A 25,949-nucleotide genomic window follows, 5' to 3' on the forward strand; every position below is an offset into this window, starting at 1 on the left:
CCCCCCAGGGGTATCTGCAGCATAGACCCGAACCGTCGCAGAACCCGACCGCCGCCCCCGTCGGCCGGGCAGCAGCCCAGCCGCGTCGGCGTCCGGCAGCCCGCATCAGTCGGTCTCGTGCACCTCGATCTGGCCGCTCCCTCCGGTCGACGGTTCCCCGCTGGAGCTGTAGGTGAGCCGGCGCGCCAGGACGTCACGGGCCAGGTCCAGCATCGGACGGCCCGTCGCGTAGGACCGCGCCCGCAGCAGCGACAGGGCCTCGGGCATGCCGACCTCGCTCTGCACCGCGACCAGCCCTGTCGCCTGGTGCACCTCCGCGCGGTCCGTGACCACGTCGAGCAGGGCCGACACGACCGGGTCACCGTGACCGTCGGTGCTGCCGGGCGTTGCGGGTTGCGACTGCAGGTGCAGCACGACAGCGGTCGCCGCGTCGGCGTGGTCCAGGGCCAGGCGGTGCTCCGCGTCGGTGAGCATCCCCGGGCGGTCCCGGTACAGGTCCAGGACGCCGAGCCTGACCGCCCCCACCCGGAGCGGGTAGGCGAAGACCGCGCGGATACCCGCGGCCAGTGCCCCCTCGGTGAACGCCGGCCACCGCGCGGGGCCGGCGCGGGCCAGGTCCGGCACCAGCACCGGGTGCCCCGTCCGCGAGGCGTGCACGCACGGCCCCACCCCGAGGGTGAACTGCAGGTCCTCCATCACGGTCGCGGCCCTGTCCGACGCCGCCACCACCCCTGACGGGTTGTCGCCACGCATCAGCACCAGGCCCACGCCACTCACGCCTACGGTCGCGACGCAGCCGTCCACCAGTCGCTGCGCCAGGTCCTGCGTCGACCCTGCCCGCTCGTCGAGCAGCCCCGACACGATCCGCGTGCACCGACGTGACTGCATGACATCAGTCCTCAACGCGACCGGGTCGACGACCGCGCGCTCCTCAATGTATCCCCCGGTGGGCACCTGTCGTCCTGGGCGGGCCACGTGCACCACCTCAGTCCTGGGGTGAGCCGGTGGACCGCACCGTCGTCCGGGTTCACGGCGGCCAGGGTGATCCACGCGTTGGTCACCAGGCGCATCACCTCGGGGTGCCTGGTGACCGTGCGCCCGAGGGAGTCCGTCGTCGCCCAGACGAGGACGAGCAGGCGCAGCGGTTCGTGCTGGGCGCTGTCGGGGCGACGGGCGGGGTCGGAGGCGAACAGGGCCTGCCAGGGCAGCCCCTGCCGCAGGTCACCGTGCGCGCCGCTGAGGACGCCGACGTCACCGACGACGTTGTGGGTGGCCTTGTCCCCCGAGCCCAGGACCTCGTGGTCGACCGTGGAGGCGTAGTACTGGGCGTTGATCCACTGTGTGACGACGGCCGGCGCGGTGAGCACCGTGCTCAGCACGGCGCCGTCGGGGTCCAGCTGGGGGTCGTAGTCGTGCAGGAACACCCTGCCCTGCAGGTCCACGCCCCTGGTGAGCTCTCGGGGCCCGACGACGAACGCCGCGTTGCCGGCCAGCCCCCACTCCGGTGCGGGCTGGGCCCAGTCGCCGGCCCGGGCCCGGACGTGGTGCAGCAGTCCTGGCCCGCCCGTGCCGCGTCGACCGCGGGGCGCCCCGGGCAGCGCCGGGCGCCGCTCCGCCCTGACCGACTCCCCCGCCGCGAGCAGGTCCCGCCGCAGTCGCCGGATGGCCTCCGGGGACGCAGACGGGTGGTCGACGCCCGAGCGGCGGTAGGGGTCGAGGGTCACCTCGTCGGTCGTGGTGTCGTGAACGGCCGCGACCGCCGTGGTCGTGGCGGGGAGGCTGATGCCGTCCTCGGCGAGACCGGCACGCACGCCCGGGTCGTTGAGCAGGGAGGACAGGACGCGGGCGTTGACGTGTCCGCTGTTGCCTCCGCAGGCCCCGCAGTCGTACGCGGAGGCGAAGGCGTTGTTCTCCACGGTCGCGCCGTGCCCGCAGATGACGAGCAGCGGCGCGAAGCCCGACGTCAGGCCCATGCCCCGGAGGGCGTCAGCCGCGATCCCGACCCGCTGGGCCAGCGGCAGCCCCCACACGGCGTGGGGTCCGACGAGGTCGGCTGCTCCCCAGCGGCCGTGGTCCTGGTTCCACCACTGCACGAGACCCTGCCACCGTGCCGGCGCCAACGTCCTCGCCACGGCGGCCGCCCCGGCGACTCCCCCGCCGGCCTCGGCCACGACCAGGGCCGTGAGCGGCGAGGCGTGGATGGCCGACAGCGCCGCGGCCAGCGCCGGGGCGCGGCTCCCCGGGGCCGAGGAGTCGGAGCTGACCGTGAACGACGGGCGGATGAGGGCCGGGCACTGGTCGAACGACGCACCTTCGACCGTGGTGTAGCGCAGGGCCGTTCCGAAGAAGCCCGCGAAACCGATCGTCTGGTAGGCCCCCTCGGACTCCAGGGCCCGCCGCAGCCGCTCGGAGCGCACGTCGATGCAGAACACGACCTGGGCCGAGGGAGCCGCTCCGTCGCCGCGCGGGGTGCCACCACCCCCTCGGCCGGACGTCTGCCGCGCAGGTCCCTCCACCGCCAGCCGCGCGGCCTGCGGCCGCAACCGGTCGACCAGCTCGTCACGGAACCCCAGCTCGTAGGCTCGCTGCCACAGCGCCTGCGCCTGCAGCACCGCGTCCACCGGGGGCGCCTCCAGGCTCGGCGTGTCGGCCGAGTCCAGCTCCGGCGGCACGCCCCGGGGGTGGCGCCCCGGCGGGCCGTCGTGCTGGGGCAGCAGGGTCTGCAGGGCCCCCCGCAGGGCCAGCAGCTGCACCAGCGGGGCCGGGTGGCCGCACTCCCGGCTGCGCCACGCGGCGTGCGCGGCCCAACCGGCCCCACGGTTGAGCAGCCCGGACAGGTAGGCCCCCGCCGACGGCTGGTCGGCGGCGCGGGGCGGGAGCAACCGACCCAACGCCTCGTAGGGGTCCTCGGGGAGGGCCCGGGCCATGTCACCCAGCCCCGGCAGGCCGGTCGCACGGCCGTAGGACGGGTCTGCGGCCGCCGCGCGCCACAGCCCCCACGGTCCGCCCGGCGGCTCCTCGAGGGCACGGGACCAGGCACGGGCGCACCACAGGGCCGCGTGCTCGTCGGCCAGGGCCGGGAGCCGGTGCCCGCCACCACCGTTCGCGAGGGCCCCCGAGGTCTGCCGCAGCAGCTCCTCGACCCGGGCCTCGGCCTCGACCTGCCCGATCGGGCGGCCCTGCTCGCCACCGGCCTGGCCCACCGCCCGGAGCAGGTCCTCACGGCTGATCCGGCCCTCCCGGTGCAGCTGCCCGTACCGCGTCAGCGGCAGGTAGCCGCGGGTGGACAGCAGGAGGGACGACACCGACGCGGCGTCGGTGTGGGTGAAGCCTTCCAGCCCGGCCCACGGGTTGGCGGCGACGATCGTCCGCAACGGCCATGCCGGTCCCACGCCCCGCGACACGACCTGCACGAGCCGCGCCACCTCCTCCCGGGTGCAGCCGGGCTCCGCGGGGACGACGTGCTCCACGGGCACCGGTCGGTGACGCCGCCGAGACCACGGCGGCAGCGTGCTCACCGTCAGGCGCAGGGCGAGGCGACCCGCGGGCCGACGGACGACCTGCCGCAGCAGGACGCTGACGGCGACAGCCCCCACGCCGAGCAGGCCGAGGAGGACGACCGCGACCTCGGTCGGCCAGACCGGTCGCAGCGGCAGGACCGGGGCCAGGCCGACCTCCGCCGCCACCAGCATCCAGGCGTACCCCGCGACCGCGACCGCCCCGAGCAGGGCCAGGGCGGCCCTCGACCGTCCCGCCACGCCCGCACGCCCCGCCGCGCGCACCGCGACGACCAGGGTCGCGACACCCGCACCGACCGGCAGGACGGCGGCCGGACCCAGGGAGCCGACCGCGACGGCGACGGCCGGCAGCGCACCGGCCACCGCCAGGGTGCCTGCCGCGGCCACGGCCACCCGGACCTGCGATCCCGACGCACCGGTCCCGCGACCGGCCGGATCGGCGCCCGTCGGCGCGTACAACGGCGCGAGGGGCTGGCGGCGCGAGCGCGTCACGGCGCCTCCCGCCCGCAGGAACAACCACCCCTTGTAGCAGCCGTGCCCGACCAGGTGCGTCACCGCCGCCGCCGGCAGGCCGAGGCCCAGCTGCACGGCCATGTACCCCATCTGCGTGCTGGTGGAACCGGCCAGGCGACCCTTGACGTCCGTCCGGACGCTCATGGTCAACGCACTCACCGCGACCGTGACGGCCCCGACCACCAGCAGCCCCAGCAGGGCGAACGGTGCAGCCACGAACAGCGGCCAGAACAGGCACACCATGACCCCGGCACCGTTCACCATGCCGGCGTGCAGCAGCGCCGACACCGGCGACGGGGCCTCCGCCGTCTCCACCAACCACGCCTGCACCGGCACCAGCGCCGACCGGACCACGCACGCGAGGACCAGCAGGACAGCCACCACCAGCGTCCACCACGACGACAGGTCGGCCACCGCCAGCTCGGCGCGGTTCAGCGTGGGCAGCGTGAGCAGGCCCACGACCACCGCCGCCCACACCGCGGCATCACCCAGCAGCAGCCGCCGTCTGACGTAGCCGGCGGCCCGCCGCGCCACCGGGGTGCGGGCCTGACCGACCATGGCCGACAGCACCAGCCCGCTCACGGTCCACCCCGCCGCGACCACGGGCAGGCTCGCGCCGGCCACCATGACCAGCAGGGCCAGCGTCGCCCCCGCCAGCAGCCACCCGAAGCGGGTCGTCCCGTCGCGGCCGGCGAGGTTGCGGACGGAGTAGCTCGCCACCACGGCCACGACGCCGGTCACCAGACCCGACAGCACCAGGGTGAGGACGTCGACCCGCAGCCCGACGTCGACCCCGGCGAGGGTGACCACGCTCCACGTGAACGGTCCCCCCACACCGACCACGACCGCGACCACGACGACCGACGACAGGAGGAGCACGGCCAGCGCCCGGACTGCTTTCAGCACCATCACGGGCGACACCATACGCAAATTGCAATACGTGTGTTCCAGTTCCTGATCTATGGTTGCCAGCGGACCGCGAGGCACCCGGAGGAGGAGCACGGTGACAGGTACGACCAGCTCGACCGTCGCGCCCGAGACCGCACCCAGGTCGCAGTGGCGGTTCCTCACCAACCACGGTCACGTGCTCGTGTACGTGCATCGCCATCCGGAGTCCCGGGTGCGGGACATCGCCGCGGCGGTGGGCATCACGGAGCGCTCCGCGCAGCTGATCCTGGCGGACCTCGAGTCCGGGGGCTACGTGACCAAGGTGAGGCACGGGCGCCGCAACCGCTACGAGCTGAACCCCGAGCGGCACTTCAGGCACCCCCAGGAGGCCGACCACCAGATCGGCGAGCTGCTGGCCATCTTCCGCTGACAGCCGTCGACGAAGCGGTCGGGGCGACGGGCGGTCAGGTCGACCCGAGGGTCAGGAGCCTTGCCTGCAGACTGGTTCATGTGTTCTGCTTCATGTGTACGGATCCACGTTCGAGGAGGGGAGTATCCCCCCGCCTTGACCCCGTCAGTACGGCCCTCACCGGCCCGGGGCAGGGGGCCCGCTCCGACGGGGCTGGGAGAGACCTCCGGTTGACCACACGACCGGAGGCACCGTCATGGCCCTGCTCTGCTCCTCCCTACCCGTCGCCCCCGCCCTGTCCGGGACGGTGCTGCGTCTGCTGGGGCCGTCACGAGGAGACCCCCGTCGCCGACCCGCCGGCCGGCCTCCCCCCACCGCCACCCGCACCGCCACCCCTTCCGAGGCGCGTGCCGCCCGGGGGGTCGCAGCGGTGCTCGTGCCCGGTCTGCCACCCGAGCCGGTCCTGGTGGAGGCCCTCACGCAGGTCGAGATCGCGTCGGGACCGCTCGAGCTCATCATCTTGCGGCGGACGGCAGGTTTCACCACCGATGCGGCCCACCTGGCCGCCGTCGAACGCGCTGCCGACGAGGACTACCACGCTCTCCGCGCCCGGCTTCCGCGCCTGCTGCCCGCGTACGCGTCGGACAGCGGCGTGCCCCACGTGCTCCGCACCACACGCGGCTGCCCCGGCCCGACCGACAAGCCGTCGCGGACCCTGACGACACGCGTCCTGCGTGTCGCTCGCGGATGTGGTGCGTCGGTGGTCGTCGCCCCGCACGGGCTCATGCAGCCGCTGGACCCCGCCCTCACCGGCATCCTCGTCCTCACCGTGCGGACCGAGCAGCCTGCACGCACGAGCCCGGCACGACCACCGGGACCGAGGTGGCCCTGAGCCGACGCCGCACCCTCGGTCAGCCGAGGTGCTCCGGCACCGGGGCCGGCCGTGCCGACGGCGCCACCTCCTGCGACTCACCGGTCCTGCCGTGAGAGCGGTGCCGCAGGAAGGCCTTGCGTGCCTCCTCCACCCACAGCACCGAGCTCGCGACCGCGACCGCCAGCGCCCACTGCGGCAGCGACAGGGCGGTCGTGTCGAACAGGCCCTGCAGCCACGGCACGTGCACGGCCGCGACCTGCAGCACCAGCACCGCACCCAACGCGATCCACAGCCAGCGGTTGGTGAAGGTGGACCGTGCGAACACCGACCGCTCGTCGCTGCGCACGTTGAGCAGGTTGAACAGCTGGAACAGGACGTAGGTGGTGAACACCACCGTGCTGGTGCCCGACGCGTCCCCGGATGCCCCGTCGGGCAGCGCCACCAGCAGGGCGATGATCCCGACGGCCATCACGGTGGCGGACAGCAGGATCCGGTAGAGCCGGTGGCGCGTGAGGATCGGCTCGGCCACCGGCCTCGGCGGGCGACGCATCACGTCCGGGTCCGGCTCGTCGAGCCCGAGGGCCATGGCCGGCGGGCCGTCCATGATGATGTTCACCCAGAGGATCTGCAGGGGGGTGAAGGGCGCCCCACCTGCCAGTCCGAAGAGGCTGGACGTCAGGAAGATCACGACGAAGCCCCAGGAGGTCGTGATCTGGAACCTGACGAACTTCACGATGTTGTCGTAGATGCCCCGTCCTTCGCGCACCGCGGTCACGATCGTGGCGAAGTTGTCGTCGGTGAGGATCATGCGGGCCGCGCCCTTGGACACCTCGGTGCCGGTGATCCCCATGGCGATGCCGATGTCGGCCTGCTTCAGGGCCGGTGCGTCGTTGACCCCGTCCCCGGTCATCGCCACCACGGACCCGTCGGAGCGCAGCGCGTTCACCATCCGGATCTTGTGCTCCGGGCTGACCCGGGCGAGCACACCGAGCCCGACGGCGCGACGGGCGAGCTCCTGGTCGTCGAGGCCCTCGACCTCGGTCCCGAGGATCGCCTCGCCGTGGATGCCGAGGTCGTCGGCGATGGCGGACGCCGTACCGACGTGGTCGCCGGTGATCATGTGCACGACGATGCCCGCCTGCTGGGCCTCGGCCACGGCTGACCTCGCCTCGGGCCGCGGCGGGTCGACGATGCCCACCAGGGCGAGCAGCGTGAGGCCGTCGACGTGCTCGTCGAGCTCCTCGGGTTCCATCTGCGGGACCGAGCCCTCGTCGAGGTCGTCGTACCGCCGGTAGGCGATCGCGAGGACCCTCAGGCCCTGGGCCGCGAGGTCGTCGTGCCTCGTGGTGAGCCGTTGCCGCTCGTCCTCGTCGAGCGGCACCGGCCCGGTGGGGGTCGCGAGCAGCGAGCTGCGGCGGGCGAGCACGTCGGCCGCCCCCTTGGCGAACAGGAGCACGCCGTGGTCGGGGACGTCGAGACCCGCGGCCGTCGCGGTGCGACGCGCGGTCGGGCCCGCGTCCGCGGGACGGTGGAGCGTGGCCATGTACTTGCGCGAGGAGTCGAACGGCACCTCGGCCCAGCGCGGCCAGGCCCGGCGAGCGGCGTCGACGTCGACACCTCCCTTGTGCGCGAGGACCACCAGGGCAGCTTCGGTCGGGTCCCCCACGACCTGCCCGTCACGCACCACGGCGTCACTGGCGAGCGCCATCGCCAGCAGCGCTGCCGCGGGGTCCCCGCCCTCGTCACCGTCGGCCAGCACCTGCCCGCCGTCGGCGTAGCCCTGCCCGGTGACCTCGAACCAGCACCCGGAGGCGAGCAGCCGCCGGGCGGTCATCTGGTTCAGCGTCAGGGTGCCGGTCTTGTCCGTGGCGATGTGGGAGGTGGACCCCAGCGTCTCCACCGAGGCGAGGTTCTTGAGGATGGCGCCGCGCCCCGCGAGCCGGCGCGCGCCCATGGCGAGGGTGAAGGCGACCACTGCGGTCAGGCCCTCGGGGATCGTGGCGACCGCCAGCGACACGCCGATCAGCAGCACGTCGTTGAACGGGAGGCCCCGCAGCAGCCCCAGGACGACGACGACGACCACGACCACGCCGGCGGTCACGCTGAGCAGACGGGCGAGCTGACCGGTCCGCCGCTGCAGCGGGGTCTGCTCCCCACCCGCGTGCTCCAGCAGGCCGGCGACGCGCCCGAACTCGGTGGCCATCCCGGTGCCGGTGACGGCGAAGGTGCCGGTGCCGCGCGTGACCTCGGTGCTCATGAACACCATGTCGGTCCGGTCGCCCAGGGCCGCGGCGGCGTCCTCGACGGGCGCCGGGTCCTTCGCGACGGGGATCGACTCCCCGGTCAGGGCCGCCTCCTGCGCCTCCAGGCCGGTCTCCTGCAGGATCCGGCCGTCCGCCGGCACCACGTCGCCGGCCTCCAGCAGGACGACGTCGCCCGGGACGAGGCCGACCGCGTCCACCTGCTGCACACGACCGTCCCGCCGCACCCGCGCGTGCGACACGGTCATCTCGCGGAGCGCGTCCAGGGCGCTCTCGGCCCGCTGCTCCTGCACCAGGTTGAGGACCGCGTTGAACACGACGACGACGAGGATGGCGATCGGCGTCTTGAGCTCACCGGAGACGAAGGCGGACACCAGGGCCGCCACGATGAGCACGACGGTCATCGGTTCGGTGAGGAGGGAGAGGATCCGCCGCCAGAACGGACGGCCCCGTTCCTCCTCGAGCTCGTTCGGCCCGACCTCGGCCAGCCGGCGCGCGGCCTCCTCGCTGCTCAGTCCCTGGGCCGCGTCGGTCGCCAGTCGGACGACGGCGGTCTCGGCGGTGATGGTGTGCCAGTCGGCGACGTCTGCTCCGCGGCGGTCCGCCCGCCCGTCGGTCGCCCGCTCGGTCATGGTGCGGCCGTCATGTCGTCACGTGCGTGGCCGGCCGCTCGGCCGGGACCACCAGCACAGGGCGGTGCACGTGGTGGAGCACGGCCTTGGCAACGCTGCCGAGCAGGATCTCGAGGCGGCCCGACCGACCTCGGGAACCGACGACGACCACCCCCGCCGACCGTTCGGCGGCGAGCTCGCCCAGCGACGCGGCGACCGCACGGGCGGTGCCCGGTCGACGGTGCAGCGGGACCCGAACGCTCTCGACCCCGTCCACGGCGGTCCGCCCGGACTCCTCCTGCCCGCCGACGGTGACCCGGAGCAGCTCCCGACCGGGGAACGCCGCGGCGGCCGCAGCCGCGGCGCGCTCGGCTCTCTCGGACCCGTCCACCGCCACCACGACCGGCCCGGCGCCGACTGCGTCCTGCTCCGCCGTGGGGCTCAGGAACGGCACCACCAGGACCGGGACGGGACTGCGGTGCACGACGAAGTCCGACGCGCTGCCCATCAACGCCTTGGTGCCGCTGAGCCCACGGGAGCCCACGACCAGCAGGCCCGCTCCCTCGCGCTGCGCCACCCGGGCCAGCTCGTACCCCTCGCCGCCGAAGCAGCGCTCGACCAGCGGCCGGGCGTCCCACCCGGCGGCGCGGGCCGCCGCCGCGCCCCGCTCGGCGACTCCCTCGGCCTCCTCGCGTCCCTCCCGCTGGAGCAGGTCCGTGAGCTCCTCCGCGGTCCGGGCCTCACGCATCAACCGCTGCCGCAGCTCCGCGCTCGCGAACGGCGGCGCCCAGAGGTGGACGACGACGGCCTCGGCCCCCGGTATCAGGCGGGCCGCCACCTCGACCGCGTGAGACGCACCGGGCGAGCCGTCGTGACCGACGAGGACGACGGGACGTCGTGCCCCACCCGTCACCGGAACCACCCCTCCGTCGACTGCGTCCCGGGAACGGCGGTGCGCTGCTCTGCCATGTCGTCATCCTCTCGACGTGCGTCATGCCCGGTCCGGGACCTTGGTCGCAGAGCGGCCCCGCGGATCCCTGGCCTCACACCAGGTCGTCGCTGAGGCGACGGAGCTCGTCCACCTCCAGCACGGTGACCGCACCCCGTCGCAGGGCGATCATGCCCCGTGCCTGCAGGTCTCCCAGGACCTTGGTGGTCGTCTCGCGGGTCGTCCCCACGAGGTCGGCGAGCTGGGCGTGGGTGATGCGCACCTCTCGGCCCCGGGGACCGGTGAGGCGGATCGGGGTGGGCGCGGCACCGGCCAGGGTGGCCAGCGTCGCGGCGACGCGCTGCGGTGCGGTCTTGAGCAGGGCGTCGGCCAGTCGCTGCTCCACCTCCGCGAGCCGGCGACCCAGGCCCTCGGTGATGCGGGCCGCCACCCGCACGTCGGCCAGCAGCAGGGTTCGGACGTCGGACTCGCTCATCTGGCACAGCACGACGTCCTCGGAGGCCTCCGCGCTGCTGGAACGCATGTCCTGACCGAGGATCCGCATCTGCCCGAACAGCGCGCCGGGGCCGAGGACCGCCAGCGTCATGGTCCGCCCGTCCGCCGCCGACCGGATCAGGCGTACCCGGCCGGACTTGACGATGTACAGGACCTGACGACCCTCCGTGGGGGACCGCACGAGACCGCCTCGCTCGAGGGTCCGCATGGGAGCCCGCGCGGCGATGCTCGCCATCTCGTGCTGGTCGAGGTCCTGGAGGATCTCGGCCTCGTCCAGGCAGAACACAGGCTCAGGGGCCGCGCCGGGCTCGGGGGTCACAGCCATCACGGTACGACGGCGGCGGCCCAGCCACCGGCCGTCACGGCACCAGGGCGGTGCCCGGCCAGAACGACTGCCAGGAGAACCAGAAGGTGTCGGTGCTCGGCAGGCGCTGCAGCTCGCGCCCCGACTCGGGCCCGGCCACGGCGACGCCCTGCACGTCCCACGTCGAGCCGGTGACGTCGTCCACGAACTCCCCGGGCGCGTCCCCCGGCCGCAGGGACAGCACCCGCCCGTCCAGGGCCGCCGAGAACGCCCCGGTGGTACCCACGTCGGCCCCCTCGGCGATCTCCCGGGTGTCCAGGGCGGAGGCCTGCCCGGGTGCCGCGAGGACGACGACGGCTTCGTCGGCCACCTCCAGCTCGACCACACCGCGCCCGAGCAGCTCCTCGGTCCGCACGGCCACCGGGTCCTCCGGGTCGCCGAGGCCGACGACGCGGGCGGCCGATGCGTCGTAGCGGACCGGGGCGGAGCCGACGAGGGCCTCGCGCAGCGCCGTGGTGGCGACCGACGGTCCGGGTGGGGCGGTGGCGTCAGCAGCCTCGTCCGTCGGGGCGGTGGAACCGTCGGCCGCCCCGGCGCCCGTGGGCGCCTGCTCGGTGGCGGCGGTGCCGCAGGCGGCCAGCAGCACAGCGGCTGCGGCCCCGAGCGCGGCCGCCCGACGGCACCGGGGGCGGGCTGCAGGCGCACTCATGCGTGAGCCGAGCCCCCGCGGCGTCGGCGGACCAGGGCGACGACGGCACCGAGGACGAGCCCGAACACCAGGTGGCCGAGCAGGCTCTGCCAGGCGGTCGCGTCGAGGTCGAGCACCGGCATACCCATGGCGGCGGGCATCAGCAGCAGCGGGCCGAGGACCCACCACAGCAGCCCGTACCCGGCGCCGAGCGCCAGCCCGACGCCGAGGCCGCTCACCCGGGGCGCGAGGAGCAGACCGAAGCCCGCCCCGATCGCGGCCGAGATCGCCAGGTGGGCCAGCCACGCGACGGCGAGGGACTCCGACCCGACGAGCATCCCGACCATCGCCAGCATGCCCATCACCTGCATCATCAGCCCGAACGCGACCCCGCCCGCCAGCCCGCCCGCGATGCCCACCGGCACCGAACGCAGGGACACGACCGAGGATGCCGTCCGAGGTGCCGTTGTCGACGTCATGGCTCTCACCTCTTCTGGCGGGCGGCACTCGCGCCCGCTCCCCCGAGGCTAGGAACTCCCCCGCCGCGTCTTCTGTGTGCTGGGACACAGTCCGGGCGACCGTGCGGGGCGCACGGCGCCGGGCACGCCGGTGGGCGGGGACCACGCGCATCCCCGCCCACCGGTGCACCTGTGGCTCAGCCGGTGATCACCACCCGGTCGATCACGTGCGCGACCTGGACCTGGCCGAGGTTGACGTCGACCCGGTCGAGGTCCACCACCGCGACCACCGACCCGTCGGCGTCCAGCAGCGCGATCCCGTCGTCGTCCACCTGCACCGTGAGCACGGTGCCGGCCGCCGTGGTGACCTGCGCCCCGTCGGCGCCGAGCACGTCCTCGCTCACCAGGGTGGCGTCGAGCACGACGTGGTCCAGGAGCACCGCCTCGAGCTGGTCGACCGTGAGGGCCGTCCGGATCCGCCCCGAGGCGATCTTCTCGTTGCGCACCGGGCTGCCGAGCAGCTCCTCCAGCGACGCCATGAAGGCGTCGTCGTCCGGCAGGAACGCCGTCAGCGGCTGCTCGGGGTCACCGAGCACCCCGACCGGGGACCCCGGCTTCGCGGTGAGCACGCGCTGCACCGCGAAGGTGAGCAGGTCGAAGTCGTCACCGTTGGCGCGGGTGGGCGCCTCCGGCCCCGACGTGTCCTGCCCGAGGACGTCGAGCAGCGACACCTCCGTCTCCCACTCCGGACCGGGTTCCGCGGTCGACACCGAGGCCGAGCCCTGCACCGAGTCGTCGAACACAGACGTGGCGGTGACCGTGAGGATCCTCCCCGTCTCGTCCGCGGCGACGCTCAGCAGACCGGACCCGTCCACCGTGGTGCCCGCGGCCTCCGCACCGGTCACCGACCAGGTGACCGAGTCGTCCGCCTCGCGACGCACGACCACCTCGGCCGTGAACTGCTGGGTGGCCCCCGGCAGCACGGTGGCCGTGGCCGGCGAGACCGTCACCGACTCCACCCCTGCCGCCGGGAGGACGGTGAGGGTGAGGGTCGTGGCGATGGTCCCGGCGGTGCTGACGTAGAACGGCAGCACCAGGTCGCCCTCGACGACGTAGGTCCCGGGGGTCTGCACCACCTCGGGGTCGAGGTCCCAGTCCACGCCGATCGCCTGGTTGTCCCGCGAGCCGTCGTTGTAGGACACCAGCACGCGCTCCGGCAGGTCCGGCAGCTCGCCGATCTCGACCGTCCGCTCGAACTGCTCGGCTCCCTGGATCGAGATGCCACCGGGCGAGTTCTCGGGGCGGACGTAGATCTGCGCCTCGGCGATGAGGCCGTACGTGGAGTTGGTCCCGTAGACCAGGAACGGCTCGACGTTGGTCTCGGCGACCATCGCCGGGGTGATCTCCTGCCAGACGAACGGCAGCTCGTCGCTCTCACCGCCGGAGTAGACGACGTCGAGCTGACCCGGCAGCTCCGGCACCACACCGGTCGGGGTCCTCATGATGACCGGGCTGGCGACGGTCTCGACCGTGTCGCCGTTGACCCGCCACCGGAGCACACCGGTGCCGCCGGCGTTGCCCTCGGCCCCGAAGATGCGGATGCGCAGGTAGCTGGCCCGGACCGGCTCGAACTCGATCCGGTTGTAGGCGCTGCGGTCGAGCGAATCGGCATACGTCGAGCCCTCGGCCAGCGTCACCGGCGACCACTCGGTGCCGTCGGTGGAGTACTCCACGACGTAGGTGTCCGGCCGCGGGATCCGGACGCCGCCGTTGTCGTCGTACCAGTAGATGTCGGTCGACGTCATGAGCACGGGCGAGTCCCAGGCGTACCTGATCCACGCCTGCCGGGCGAGGCTCGTGCCGTTGGCCTGCTGGCCCCAGTTGCCCCAGCCGTTGCCCGCACCCGGCGCGGAGCTGGGCGGCGTGGTCGCCTCGTTGACCCGCAGCGGGTTCTCCCACGGCGAGGCACCGGAGGTGGAGATCGTCGCCGACGCGCCGAACTCCGCCGACATCTCCTTGGGGGTGAGGGTGAGCGTGACGTCGCGGACCGTGGTCAGCTCGCCGTCGTGCGCCCGGAAGCGGATCACGTACTCGCCCTCGACCGTCCCGGTGACCAGGGTCGACAGACCGCGCGGGGCGCTGAAGATGACGCCGGCGTCCTCGGGCGCCGACACGACCTCCCAGCCGTAGGTCAGCTCGCCGTCGTCCGGCACGCCGTCGTCGATGGCCGTGGCCACCAGCCCGGTGGACAGGTTGCCGTCGCGAGTGCCGTCCACCGTGACCGTGACCGTCGGTGGGTCGTTGACCACCTCCGGGACGTCACGACCGGAGTCGAAGACCTGGATCTCCGAGATGGCGGTGAAGTGGCCGGGTGCGTTGGTGAAGGACACCCGGAGCCGGTCGGTCGTCACCGTGTCGAACAGCGACTCGTTGAACTTGGCCGCCGGGACCTTCGGCGCCTTGAACTGGTCGGCGACGTTCACCCAGCCACCGGAACCGTCCGGCACCTGCACCGACCAGCGTGCGGGCTCCTTGTAGCCGCCCGCCTGCCGGTCGCTGACGAACCAGGTCTTGACGTTGTCCAGGGTGGTCGCCTCGCCGAGGTCGAGCTCGACCCAGCCGGTGGCGCCCTCGGTCCCGGAGTTGCCCCAGTAGGGCTCGTTGACGGTGACGCCGTCGGTGACCGCGTCCAGCGACACGGCTCGCTCGGTCGTGCTGATCGCACCCGGCGTGTGGTTCATCGAGCTGCTGCTCCAACCGGGGGTGTGGAACTGCCGCCAGGGGGTGGCGCGCGGGCCGTCCTGCGTCGCCGACGACGACAGGGTCGCGTCGGTGGCGAGGTTGACCGCGTCCTCCTCGAGGTCCACGCCTGCCGTCTTGAGGTACTCGACGACACGCGGGTCCTCGATCGGGGTGTCCACGGCCGTCGCGAAGGACGTGCCCTCCTCGCCGACGACGTCGACGACGAGACCCTCGTCCTGCTCGACGACCTCGTGCGCGTTCGGGTCGTAGACGAACCGGCCCAGCTCCTCCGAGACAGCCTTCTTCTCCCCGTCGATGAAGAGGCTGTACCCGGCGCCGAGCCCGTACTCGGACCCGTCCTCGTCCCAGACGATGGTGATGTCCTCGCCGTGGTAGCGCAGGTTGTTGACCATGAAGTGCTCGTAGCCGAGGTCGATCGGCCACAGCTCGATCAGGTCGTCGGACCGGGGCTGGATGCCGCCCATGTCCTCGACGTAGATGTAGTTCATGTTGCCGAGCATCACGTGGTTGGGGTTGTTGCGGTTGTAGGTCTGGGTGGTGGGGTTCCAGTTGGAGAAGTACTCCGACTGGTTGGGGACCAGGGTGTTGCCGCCGGGGTAGATGCTCCACGCCATCCAGTCGAGCAACCGGGCGGCGTACGCCTCGTCCAGGTACTTGCCCTCCGGGTCGTAGTGGCGCAGGGCGGACCGCACGGCGCGGTACTGGACCGTGAAGTTGATGTTCGAGAAGTTGTTGGACCCCCCGATGCCGTACTTGGTCTTGTCGTACTGGTTCGCCGTGTAGAACGGGAAGATCGGGAAGTTGTCCCCGTAGGTGAGGAAGCGGAACCCGTCCACGTACTCCTCGGCGTCCTCGAACGGGATCATGTTCTCGGCGTAGATGTCGTAGAGGTTCGACTCCCGAGCCGGGATGAGGTCACGCTCGGCCTCCGACAGCGGGTTGAGCGCGCCGCCCGAGCGAGCACCGTGCGAGGTGCCGGCGAGGAACATCCGCATCTCCTCGCTCCACAGCCGGTCGAGCACCGCGTCCTGGATGCGCGCGGCCTCCGCGTCCATCTCGGCGACCTTGGTCTCCTCGGCGCCGGCGATCTCGTACAGCTGGCTGGCGGCGTCGAACGCACCCCACACGTAGGCGGACTCGGGGCGCTCGATCGTCCGCGCCCCGGGGGCGCCGGCGTTCACCTTCGGGTAGCCGAAGCTGATGGCGTCGGAGTCGTTGCCCGGCATGTAGTTGGTGTCGTAGGCGATCAGGCCGTCGTCGTTGCCGTCGTAGTGCTCCAGCTGGCCCTTGCCGTCCCACTCGAAGTAGTGACCGAACCGCTCGGCCACCTGGGCGCCACCGCCGTGCACGTTGAAGGCCTCCAGGCCCGCCGTGCCCATGTACTGGGAGTAGTGGTTGTTCCAGCTGGTGTGCCCGGGGCTGTCGAGCAGCGCCGAGGACCCGGACAGCTCACCGACGTTCAGGATCTGGCCGTAGCCCAGGTACGGGTTCCGGATCCACTTGGTGTCCTGCAGGTGCATCGGCTGCGTCAGCACCACCGAGTTCTGGTAGAGGTTCACGCCCTCGATCGTGGTCGGGTACTGGTAGACGTAGCCCGGCTCGTTGGCGTCGAGGACGTTGTACCGCTCGCCCCACCAGCGGTAGACGATGGCCTTCTCGACCCCGGGGCTCGGCACGTCGATGTAGGGGATGTCGGCGGCCCACTGCCGGTTGAAGGCGGTGACGGCGGTGCGGAAGGCCTCCGGCGGCGTCATCTCGGCGTAGTCGTAGAACGCCTCCTCCGAGGCGGGCATGCTGTCGGAGCGCAGGACACCGACCACCGACAGGTCGACGGATCCACCGGCCGGCACGGTGACGACCCGGTCGAGGGCGCTGCCGGAGCGCTCGAAGCCGGCCGCCTTGAGCCCGATGGTCACCCGCGACCAGGGCGTGTCGACGAGGCCGTTGTTGGCGCCGCTGGTGAGCGTGCGCGTGCCGGTCAGCTCGTCGGCGGAGTCGGTCGTCGTGGTCGCGAGAGGCGACGCGGCCCGGACCGTGAAGGTCACCTCGGACGAGCCCGGGTTGGTGAAGGTGAGCGCCGTGACCGCGACGTTGTCGTGGGTGATGAACTTCTTCTGGTCGGCGGTGACGCCCGTGCTCCCCACCGTGTACTGCGACTTCGCGTGGCTCGGGGCGTTGAAGCGCTGCGCACCGACCTCGGTGACGGTCTGCCCGGGCACGGTGACCGTGTAGAAGTTGCCCAGGTTGTTGGGCCCGCCCGCGTACGCGGTCCCCGCGAACCCCATCGTGGAGAAGTTGGCCCCGCCGGCCCCGCGCATGTAGAGCGTGCGGCCTCGCGTCTGCAGCACGTTGTTGCCGGTCGTGCCCTGCACGCCCAGGACGCGGTCGAGGTAGTAGTCGGTGCCCCCGGCAGCCAGGTCCTGCTCGAAGATGCTCTGGTGCATGCTGCCCGCGGTCCAGGGGACCCCGGGCTCGAGGCGCTGCTGCACCAGGTCCGCGTTCTGGTACGTCGGGTCACCGATGTCCATGGTGCTGGACAGTCCGTCGGTGTAGACGCCGATGTCCGACATGTTCTCCGGCAGCACGGGGGGCACCGTCTGCGCCGCGGTGGGCGTGAGGCCCACCAGGCTGCCGACCAGTGCCCCGACGACAGCGCCTGCGACGGCTGTCCTTCTTCTACGACCTGACATGCAGGGTCACCTCTCCTGGATGGGTTGGGCGTGCTGTGCGCCGCCGGTGACCGAGGAGCTCCACTGCTCGAACGGCGACCGACTGCCTCGCGACCGGCGGCCACGCCGGTCTGCACCGGTTCCTTGACCACGTCGTCGCCCGTCGGCACCTCGTCCGCGACGTGTCGACGCCGCCATCCGACCACCCGGCCCAGCACGACCGCAATGCTTTTCGGGAACTTTCGGTGTCTGCCCGCGACGGACGCAGGAAGGTGATCGGTCACAATCCGACATCCGCACGGTGACTCTCTTGCCCTGAGGCGCTGTTAGCGCTAACAAGGACCCGGGCTCCCGTCGACGGGGACGCGGCCCGGAGCTCACGACCCGATGGGGTGACGGGGGCTGGTTCGACGCCGACGACCGGACGGTCGCGCGCGACGAGAGGAATCAGGACATGACGACTACCCACCCGACCGACCTCACCCGCAGGACCTTCGTCGGTGCTTCAGCCGCAGGCGTGGTCGTCGCGGCCACCGCCGGCCCCGGAGCCGCCGCGTCTGCCGCCGTGACGACGACGGCCACGACCGTCGACCCGGCGACCATCCCCTACGTCGGGGCGGGCAGCACCGCCCCTGTCCGACCCTTCCCGCTGCACCAGGTGACCCTGGGCGACGGGCTCTTCCAGGAGAAGCGCGACCGGATGAAGGCGTTCCTGCGCCAGTTCGACGAACGTCGCTTCCTGGTCCTGTTCAACCGGCAGGCGGGTCGACCCAACCCGGCCGGCGTCGCGGTCCCGGGCGGCTGGGAGGACGGCGGCCTGCTCAGCGGGCACTGGGCCGGGCACTACATGACCGCGTTGGCGCAGGCCCACGCCGACGGCGGTGAGCAGGTCTTCAAGGACAAGCTCGACTGGATGGTCACCGAGCTGGCGGCGTGCCAGGCCGCGATCACGGCGCGGATCGGCACGGGCGGTGGGGGCGGGGAGCCCGAGGAGCCCGACATCGGACGGGTCCCGGGTCGCTTCGGCAACGCCCTGCGGCTCAACGGCCCCAGCGCGGCCGAGCACGTCCGGCTGCCGCAGGAGACGGTGTCGCAGCTGTCCGCGATGACGATCGCCTGCTGGGTGAACCTGGGGGCGGCCCAGAACTGGTCCCGGGTCTTCGACTTCGGGCAGGGCACGGCCGTCAACATGTTCCTGACGGCGCGGGCCGGGGTGAGCGGGACACCGCCCCGCTTCGCCATCACCGTCGGCGGGTCCGGCCAGGAGCAGCGGGTCACGGGCGGCACCGCGCTGCCGGTGGGCCAGTGGGTGCACCTGGCCGTGACGCTGGCCGACGGCGTCGGCACCCTGTACGTCGACGGTGCGGTCGCGGGGTCGAACCCGGCGATGACCCTGGACCCCACGGACCTGGGCGTGCCCGGCAACATCTGGCTGGGCCGGTCCCAGTACGGGGACGCCCCGCTGAACGCCTCCCTGGACGAGCTGCACATCTTCGACCGGGCGCTGTCCGCGGCCGAGGTGGCCTCCCTGGTCGCCTCGCCGGCCGGCACCACCGGCGGCGGCAACATCGCCTGGTACCGGTTCGACGAGGACGGCGGGGCCACGGTGGTCGACTCCTCACCCAACGGCCGGGACGCCGGCGTGGTCGCGGTCGAGCCGGACGACCAGGAGTGGGTACCCACCCACCCCGGCTACCTGGGGGCCATCCCCGAGGACGCGGTCCTGCGTCTGGGTCCTCCCCGCTTCGCCGTCTACGGCGGCAACCTCAGCACGAACGTCTGGGCCCCCTGGTACACCCAGCACAAGATCATGCGGGGCCTGCTCGACGCCTACACCCTGACCGGCAACGAGCTCGCGCGCGACGTCGTGGTGACGATGGCCGACTGGGCCCATCTCGCCCTGACGGTCGGGGACGCGAACCACCCGGACCACGAGGGGCCGCTGACCCGGGACGACCTGGACCTGATGTGGGACACCTACATCGCGGGCGAGTCCGGTGGGGCCAACGAGGTGTTCCCCGAGGTGTACGCCCTCACGGGAGAGGAGAAGCACCTGGCCACGGCGCAGGCCCTCGACAACCGCGAGTCGCTGTTCGGCGCCGCCCGGGACGACGACGACATCCTGGTCGTCACCGACCCCGGCGCCTACGGCCGGCGGCGGCCGGCCCGGCTGCACGCGAACCAGCACGTGCCCCACTTCACCGGCCTGCTGCGCTACTACGAGCAGTCGGACGACGCCGCCTACCGCGAGGCGGCCGGCAACTTCTACCGCTGGGTCGTCCCCCACCGGATGTTCGCGAACGGCGGCACGGGCGGCAACTACCCCGGCTCGAACAACAACATCGAGATGTTCCAGAACCGCGGCAACATCGCCAACGCCATCGCGGCCGGCGGCGCCGAGAGCTGCACGACGTACAACCTCGCCAAGCTGGCCGCGAACCTCTTCTGGCACCAGCCCGAACCGCACTACATGGAGTACGTCGAGCGGGCGCTGTTCAACCAGCTGGCGGGCAACCGGGCCGACACGACGAGCGTCGCCAACCCCCAGGTGACGTACTTCCAGCCGTTGACGCCGGGTGTGGGCAAGTCCTACGGCAACACCGGCACCTGCTGCGGCGGCAGCGGCCTGGAGATCCACACCAAGTACCAGGAGACCGTGTGGTCACGCTCGGCCGACGGCGCGACCCTGTGGGTCAACCAGTACCTCACCTCGACCCTGACGTGGGCCGAGCGCGACCTGGTCGTCCGTCAGGAGACCGACCTCCCCCGGGCGCACACCTCGCGGCTGACCATCCAGGGCAGCGGCCGGCTGAGCCTGCGGCTGAGGGTGCCGCACTGGGCCGAACGTGGGTTCACGGTCCGTGTCAACGGCAGCCCGGTGCCCACGGCCGTCGGGCGCCCCAGCAGCTACGTCACCGTCACGCGCGACTGGCGCACCGGTGACACCGTCGACGTGTCGATGCCGTTCAGCGTCCGGGTCGAACGGGCCCCGGACCGCCCGGACACCCAGTCGATCTTCTGGGGCCCGCTGCTGATGCCGCTGCTGGGCCAGCGCCCCGGAGGGGCGTTCCACGAGCTGACCCTCTACCCGTCGCTCAAGCTCGACGGGGACTACGGGCGGGCCGTCACCGACGCCGGCACGTCGCCCGCCGGTGACCCGCTGCTCGCCGTCGGGGACCTGCGGCTGCGCCCCTGGTACGTCGGCGACACCCAGGCGCACTCCGCCTACTTCCGACGGGTCGAGCCACGGGTGGTGTTCGGGGCCGTCGACACCGGCGTCCCCAACCGCAGGCGCGACGACGGCCTCCCCGACTACGACGTGCCGGTCACGGGGGTCGAGCTCCCCGGGTCCGACGGGCTGACGTTCCTCGACGTGGTGTGGCAGGGCGCCCCCTTCCTGCGGCACGCCACGTTCGTCTCGCGCGTCCGGAGCACGGCCGAGGAGTTCCTCGCCGCCGGGCTGCTGAGCGAGGACGAGCGCGACGCCGTCGTGCGGGGGGCGGCCCGCGCCCAGCGGGACCTGGCCGTGTGAGCGCGGCCGGGGTGCGGGGTCACGACGGGTTCGACGACCACGAGCTGTGGGCCCCGTCGACCCGTCGTGACCCGCACCCCTTCTGGGACCGGGTGCGACGCACGGGTGGCCCGGTGCCGCAGGTCGACCCCTCCGGTCACCGGCTGTGGGTCGTCGCCGGGTACGACGACGTCCTCACCGGCCTGCACCACCCGGCGATCGGCCACGAGGTCCAGCGGCACGCCCCTCCCGGGACCGTGCCGCCACCGTCCGGGCCGGCCGGACGCATCGCCGCCCGCCAGCTCATCGACCTGGACCCGCCCGACCACACCCGGCTGCGGCGCCTGGTCTCCCACGCCTTCACCAGCCGAACGGTCACCGGGCTCGAGCCCTGGGTGCGGGACCTGTCCCGGCGGCTGGTGGACCGGGCGGTGGGGCTGGGACGGTTCGACGGGGTGGCGGACCTGGCCGACCCGCTGCCGGTGGGGGTGATCGCCCAGCTCGTCGGGGTCCCACCCCGGGACCGGCCGGCGTTCCGGGCGTGGTCGGCGGCGGTGGTCAGCGGTGGGGACCGGTCCACCGCCGCGGCCGAGCAGCTGAACGCCTACCTCGACGCGCTGGCCCGGGCGCGACGCGAGGAGCCCCGCGACGACCTGGTGTCGCGGCTGGTGGCCATGGAGGCCGACGGCGACCACCTGGACCGGGACGAGCTCCTGGCCATGGTGCAGCTGCTGCTGGTGGCCGGGCAGGAGACCACGGTCGACGTCGTGGCCAACGCCGTCCGGCTGCTGCTGAGCCGTCCCGAGCAGTGGCAGGCGCTGGTCGCGGGCCCCGCCCTGGCGGGGGCGGCGGTCGAGGAGACGCTGCGGTTCCGCGGACCGGTCGAGGTCGTCCCGCCCCGCTGGACCTTCGCCGAGGTCCGGCTCGGCACCGGGGTCGTCCCCGCCTTCGAGCGGGTGGGGCTCTCGCTGTGGGGCGCCAACCGCGACCCCTCGGTCTTCACCGACCCTGGGCGCTTCGACGTGCACCGCACCGACGTCGGGAGGCACCTGGCCCTGGGGCACGGCACCCACTTCTGCCTCGGTGCCGCCCTGGGCCGGCTCGAGGCCCGGGTGATGCTGGAGACGGTGGCACGGCGGGTGCCGCAGCTGCAGCTGGACGCCGACCCCGCGACGCTCGAGGGGTTCCGGCTGCACCGTGACGCCCTGCCCCTGCGGGTGCCCGGCGTCGGCCGGGTGACCTAGCGGGCAGCGCCGCGGCGCCGTCACCCCACCGGGGCGGTCGACTCCCGCGGGACGAGCCGGCACGGCAGCGACTCCACGCCCGAGCCCAGCTCGGCGCCGTCGATGGCCGCGAAGAGCCGCTGGGCCGCGATCCGGCCGAGCGTCTCCAGGCTCATGTCGATGCTGGACAGCGGCGGCCGCGAGTTCGCGGCGAAGATCTGCCAGTTGTCGAAGCCGATGACGGCGACGTCGCGCGGCACGTCGCGCCCGGCCTCGTGCAGCGCGTCGAGCACCCCACGAGCGATCTGGTCCGACCCCGCGAAGATCGCGTCGATGTCCTCGTGCTGCTCCAGCAGCATCCTGGTGGCCCCCCGCCCCCAGGCCTCGGACCAGGACCCGAAGAACACCCGCCCCCCCACCAGCGGCAGCTCCGCCGCGGCCAGCTCGGCCAGGGCGCCGCGCGCGCGGTCCTGCGACGCGCCGTACCCGGGGTCGCCCGTGATGTGCGCGATCCGGGTGCGACCGCAGTCCAGCAGGTGGCGCACCGCCATCCGCCCGGCCGCCAGGTTGTCGGCCACGAGCGAGAGGTCGTCCGGGTCGTCGGAGGGCGCGTAGGCGTAGACCACGGGGACCGGCAGGTCCCGGCCGATGGACGCGCGCGAGTCGGTGCTCGCCCCCACCACGATCAGGCCGTCCACCCGGCGGGACAGCAGGGCCCGCAGGTGGTGGCTCTCGCGGATCGAGTCGCCGCGCGCGTCGCAGAGCAGGACGCTGGTCTTGCCGGAGCCGAACGCGTCCTCGGCGCCCAGCAGCACCGGGATCGAGAACCGGCCCTCGAGGTCGGAGGTGAGCAGCCCGACGGTGCCGGTCCGTCCGGCGATGAGACCCCGGGCCAGGGCGTTGGGGCTGAACGACAGCCGCTCCGCCGCGGCGATGACCCGCTCGCGGGTCTCGGCCCGCACCTGCCGGCGCCCGTTGAGCGCCTTGGAGGCGGTCGCGATCGACACCCCCGCCAGCCGGGCCACGTCGCTCAGCGTCGAGGGTCGCTGCAGCGGCCGCTGCTCGGACGTCGTCGCCACAGGTGGTTCCTCCGGGGTCGGGGTGTGACGGAACTGTATCCGTTGGCGACCTTGACGGACTACCGATCCCGCAATACGTTCTGAAAACCCTTTCGGGTGGCTCTCGGGCTCCCGTCGGGCAGGACGACTGCGGGCGCACGGTCAGCTGTTGGGCCGGGTTCGAGCGATGTTGCTCGCCGGGTCGTCCGCACGCACCAGAGGCTCGACGAAACCACTCCGGCACCGCGTTCGGGGTCGTCGGGCGGCTCCACGGGGCGGCGCTGCAGGCGCTGGTCCGCACGACGACGAGGTCGAGGAGACCCAGATGACACGAACGACGATGACCGCCCGCGGCGGTGGTGCTCTGTCGCTGACGACAGCGGCCGTGCTGGTCGCCGGCCTGGCCGCCTGCGGAGGGGGCACGGACACGACGACGACGGACGAGGGCAGCACCGACGCCGGCGCCTCGGGGTCCTCCTCCGAGGGCGTCGACGACGGCACGACCCTCACGCTGTGGACCCGGGCTCCTCTGGAGTTCCAGGCGAACCTGCTGGTCGAGGCGTACAACGAGACCCACGAGAACCAGGTCGAGCTGACCATCACCCCCAACGACGACTACGTCTCGCGCGTCGGCGCGGCCGCAGGCAGCGGCGACCTGCCGGACCTCTTCGCGGCGGACATCGTCTACGTCCCCAACTGGACCGAGGCCGGGCTCTTCGCCGACATCTCCGACCGGGTCGCGGCGCTGCCGTACGCCGACGCCATCAACCAGGGCCACCTCGACGCCGGTACCTACGACGGCAGCCAGTACGTCCTGCCGTTCGTCCTGGACCTCTCGGTGATGTTCTGGAACAAGGACCTCTACCGCGAGGCAGGCCTGGACCCGGAGCAGGGCCCGACCACGCTCGCGGAGTTCGAGGAGCACGCGATGGCCGTCCAGGCCCTCGACCAGGACGGTGTCTACGGCACCTACTTCGGCGGCAACTGCGGCGGCTGCGGCGTCTTCACCTGGTTCCCCATGATCTGGGCCTCCGGCGAGGACGTCATGAACGAGGACGGCACCGAGGCGCTGCTGGACGGCCCGGCCGCCCAGGAGGTGTTCAGCACCTGGCGCGACCTGTGGGAGGCCGGTGCGGTCGCACCCGCCAGCCGGGACGAGACCGGGGCGACCTGGGTCGGACCGTTCCAGGAGGGCCAGATCGGCGTCATGCCGTACCCGGCCACGCTGCTGGCCACCGCCGACGAGACCGTCGACGTCGGCGTCGCCCCGATCCCCGGGGTCGACGGCGGGGTCTCCACGTTCGTGGGCGGCGACGGCATCGGCATCTCCAAGGACTCCGAGAACACCGACGCCGCCTGGCACTTCCTGCAGTGGCTGATGTCGGAGGAGGCGCAGGTCGAGGTGCTGGCGGCCAACGACAGCACGGTGGCTCGCAGCGACCTGGCCGACAACGAGTACACGGCCGAGGACCCCCGGGTGCAGGCCATCAGCGACGTCGCGGGCGCGCCCGACAGCCGGACGCCGGTCTCGGTCAGCTTCCAGCAGGCGTTCAACGCGCCGAGCAGCCCGTGGATCTCGCTGTTCCGCAACGAGGTCTTCGAAGGCGGTGGCGACACCGAGGCCGGCAACGCCGCCATCACCGAGGTCCTCGGACAGTGATCGGTCGCGGTGGTGCCGGGTCCTTCCACCGGCACCACCGCGTCGAGCACCACGGGGGCCCCGGGGCCCACCGCACCACCGACGACCACCCACCGCGCCGCACCCGCCACCGCGTCGCACCCGGCCACGAGGAGGCCCGACGATGACAGCCACTCTCCCGGCGCCCACCCCTTCGACCCTGCCCCCACCGTCCGGGCGGAGGCGTCGACCGGCGATCCGGCACTCCCGCGCGGCCGTCGGCTGGCTCTACGCCGCGCCGACCCTGATCTTCGTCGTGCTGTTCTTCCTGGTGCCGGTGGTCCTGGTGTCGAGGATGTCCCTGTCGGACTGGGGGCTCTTCGCCGGCAACCGGGGCCTGAACGCCCCCGACAACTTCGTCACCGCGGTCGAGGGCAACCTGTTCTGGCCGGCGGTGCGCTTCACGGTGACCTACACCGTGGTGACGACCGTGATCCTGCTGGCCATGGCGCTGGGCCTGGCCCTCCTGGTGCAGGAGAGCAGCCGGTGGAAGAGCCTGCTCCGCACCGCGTTCCTGGTCCCCAGCGCGCTGGGGCTGGCGTCGGCGTCGCTGCTGTTCTACGCGCTGTACTCCCCGCAGAGCGGCCCGTTCGGGCAGGCGCTGCGGGAGCTCGGGCTGGTGGACGCACCGGTGTCGTTCCTGGGGACGCCGACCTCCGCCCTGTGGTCGACGGTGTTCCTCATCGTCTGGCGGTTCGCCGGGTTCTACATGCTGCTGCTGCTCGTCGGCCTGCAGGGGATCTCGACCGACGTCTACGAGGCGGCCCGGATCGACGGGGCCAGCTGGTGGCAGACGTTCGTCCACATCACCCTGCCGCTGCTGCGGCCCTCGCTGGCGCTGTGCACGATCCTCTGCGTCACGGGTTCGCTGCTGGCCTTCGACCAGTTCTACATCCTCACCAAGGGCGGCCCGGACAACAGCACGGTGACCATCGTGCAGCTGGTCTACAACGCCGCGTTCCAGGGCCAGAACGACCTCGGCGTGGCCGCCGCGCTGTCCATCCTCGTCCTGGGTGCCCTCATCCTCATCAACGTCGGGCAGTTCCTCGGGCTGCGCGGGAAGGACTCCTGATGGGCGT

At 72.9% G+C, this 25,949-nt stretch carries 15 protein-coding genes; 6 read left to right on the forward strand and 9 right to left on the reverse strand.

All coding sequences use genetic code 11. The annotated features are described in order from the left end of the window. Positions 1-105: 105 nt before the first annotated feature. Together ACR80Q_RS06210 and ACR80Q_RS06215 are read right to left on the reverse strand one after the other, a co-directional pair. A complete protein-coding gene (locus ACR80Q_RS06210) occupies positions 106-888 on the reverse strand; it encodes a GAF and ANTAR domain-containing protein (RefSeq protein ID WP_435376708.1) in 783 nt (260 codons plus the stop codon). An 11-nt stretch (positions 889-899) separates the two neighbouring features. After that, complete coding sequence (locus ACR80Q_RS06215; RefSeq protein WP_435376709.1) at positions 900-4,940, reverse strand: putative inorganic carbon transporter subunit DabA; 4,041 nt, start codon at positions 4,938-4,940, stop codon at positions 900-902. A 94-nt stretch (positions 4,941-5,034) separates the two neighbouring features. On the opposite strand from ACR80Q_RS06215, the gene ACR80Q_RS06220 reads away from it, so the two are divergent. Together ACR80Q_RS06220 and ACR80Q_RS06225 are read left to right on the forward strand one after the other, a co-directional pair. Further along, positions 5,035-5,349, forward strand: coding sequence for a helix-turn-helix transcriptional regulator (locus ACR80Q_RS06220; RefSeq protein WP_435376710.1), 315 nt, complete (start codon positions 5,035-5,037; stop codon positions 5,347-5,349). Positions 5,350-5,584: 235 nt separating this feature from the next. Further along, a complete protein-coding gene (locus ACR80Q_RS06225) occupies positions 5,585-6,220 on the forward strand; it encodes a hypothetical protein (RefSeq protein WP_435376711.1) in 636 nt (211 codons plus the stop codon). A gap of 19 nt (positions 6,221-6,239) precedes the next feature. Here ACR80Q_RS06225 and ACR80Q_RS06230 read toward each other — a convergent pair whose 3' ends face one another. From ACR80Q_RS06230 to ACR80Q_RS06255, 6 genes are all read right to left on the reverse strand, one after another. Continuing rightward, positions 6,240-9,095 (reverse strand): cation-translocating P-type ATPase, encoded by a 2,856-nt coding sequence (locus ACR80Q_RS06230; RefSeq protein WP_435376712.1) that lies wholly within the window; start codon positions 9,093-9,095, stop codon positions 6,240-6,242. 10 nt (positions 9,096-9,105) lie between these two features. Then, positions 9,106-9,987: a universal stress protein gene (locus tag ACR80Q_RS06235; RefSeq protein ID WP_435376713.1), complete on the reverse strand. Its 882-nt coding sequence runs from the start codon at positions 9,985-9,987 to the stop codon at positions 9,106-9,108. Positions 9,988-10,117: 130 nt separating this feature from the next. Beyond that, complete coding sequence (locus tag ACR80Q_RS06240) at positions 10,118-10,837, reverse strand: Crp/Fnr family transcriptional regulator (protein ID WP_435376714.1); 720 nt, start codon at positions 10,835-10,837, stop codon at positions 10,118-10,120. A gap of 40 nt (positions 10,838-10,877) precedes the next feature. Beyond that, positions 10,878-11,531: a DUF3179 domain-containing (seleno)protein gene (locus ACR80Q_RS06245; RefSeq protein ID WP_435376716.1), complete on the reverse strand. Its 654-nt coding sequence runs from the start codon at positions 11,529-11,531 to the stop codon at positions 10,878-10,880. Then, entirely contained in the window at positions 11,528-11,989 is a 462-nt protein-coding gene (locus ACR80Q_RS06250) for a hypothetical protein (protein WP_435376717.1), read from the reverse strand. The genes ACR80Q_RS06245 and ACR80Q_RS06250 overlap by 4 nt, the downstream gene beginning before the upstream one ends. 176 nt (positions 11,990-12,165) lie before the next feature. Beyond that, positions 12,166-17,421 carry a discoidin domain-containing protein gene (locus ACR80Q_RS06255; protein ID WP_435376718.1) on the reverse strand — a complete coding sequence of 1,752 codons (5,256 nt, stop codon included), beginning with the start codon at positions 17,419-17,421 and terminating at the stop codon, positions 12,166-12,168. 433 nt (positions 17,422-17,854) lie between these two features. Between ACR80Q_RS06255 and ACR80Q_RS06260 the strand changes: the two genes are divergently transcribed. Together ACR80Q_RS06260 and ACR80Q_RS06265 are read left to right on the forward strand one after the other, a co-directional pair. Then, a complete protein-coding gene (locus ACR80Q_RS06260) occupies positions 17,855-20,932 on the forward strand; it encodes a beta-L-arabinofuranosidase domain-containing protein (RefSeq protein WP_435376719.1) in 3,078 nt (1,025 codons plus the stop codon). Then, positions 20,929-22,155 carry a cytochrome P450 gene (locus ACR80Q_RS06265; protein ID WP_435376721.1) on the forward strand — a complete coding sequence of 409 codons (1,227 nt, stop codon included), beginning with the start codon at positions 20,929-20,931 and terminating at the stop codon, positions 22,153-22,155. Before ACR80Q_RS06260 ends, ACR80Q_RS06265 begins: the two co-directional genes overlap by 4 nt. A 20-nt stretch (positions 22,156-22,175) precedes the next feature. On the opposite strand, the gene ACR80Q_RS06270 is transcribed toward ACR80Q_RS06265, so the two are convergent. Continuing rightward, complete coding sequence (locus ACR80Q_RS06270; protein WP_435376722.1) at positions 22,176-23,213, reverse strand: LacI family DNA-binding transcriptional regulator; 1,038 nt, start codon at positions 23,211-23,213, stop codon at positions 22,176-22,178. Positions 23,214-23,517: 304 nt separating this feature from the next. On the opposite strand from ACR80Q_RS06270, the gene ACR80Q_RS06275 reads away from it, so the two are divergent. Further along, positions 23,518-24,852, forward strand: coding sequence for an ABC transporter substrate-binding protein (locus ACR80Q_RS06275; protein WP_435376723.1), 1,335 nt, complete (start codon positions 23,518-23,520; stop codon positions 24,850-24,852). Between the two features lie 142 nt (positions 24,853-24,994). Continuing rightward, entirely contained in the window at positions 24,995-25,942 is a 948-nt protein-coding gene (locus ACR80Q_RS06280) for a carbohydrate ABC transporter permease (RefSeq protein ID WP_435376724.1), read from the forward strand. Positions 25,943-25,949: the final 7 nt, after the last annotated feature.

Source organism: Aquipuribacter aurantiacus (genome assembly GCF_051216895.1).
GTDB lineage: Bacteria > Actinomycetota > Actinomycetes > Actinomycetales > JBBAYJ01 > Aquipuribacter.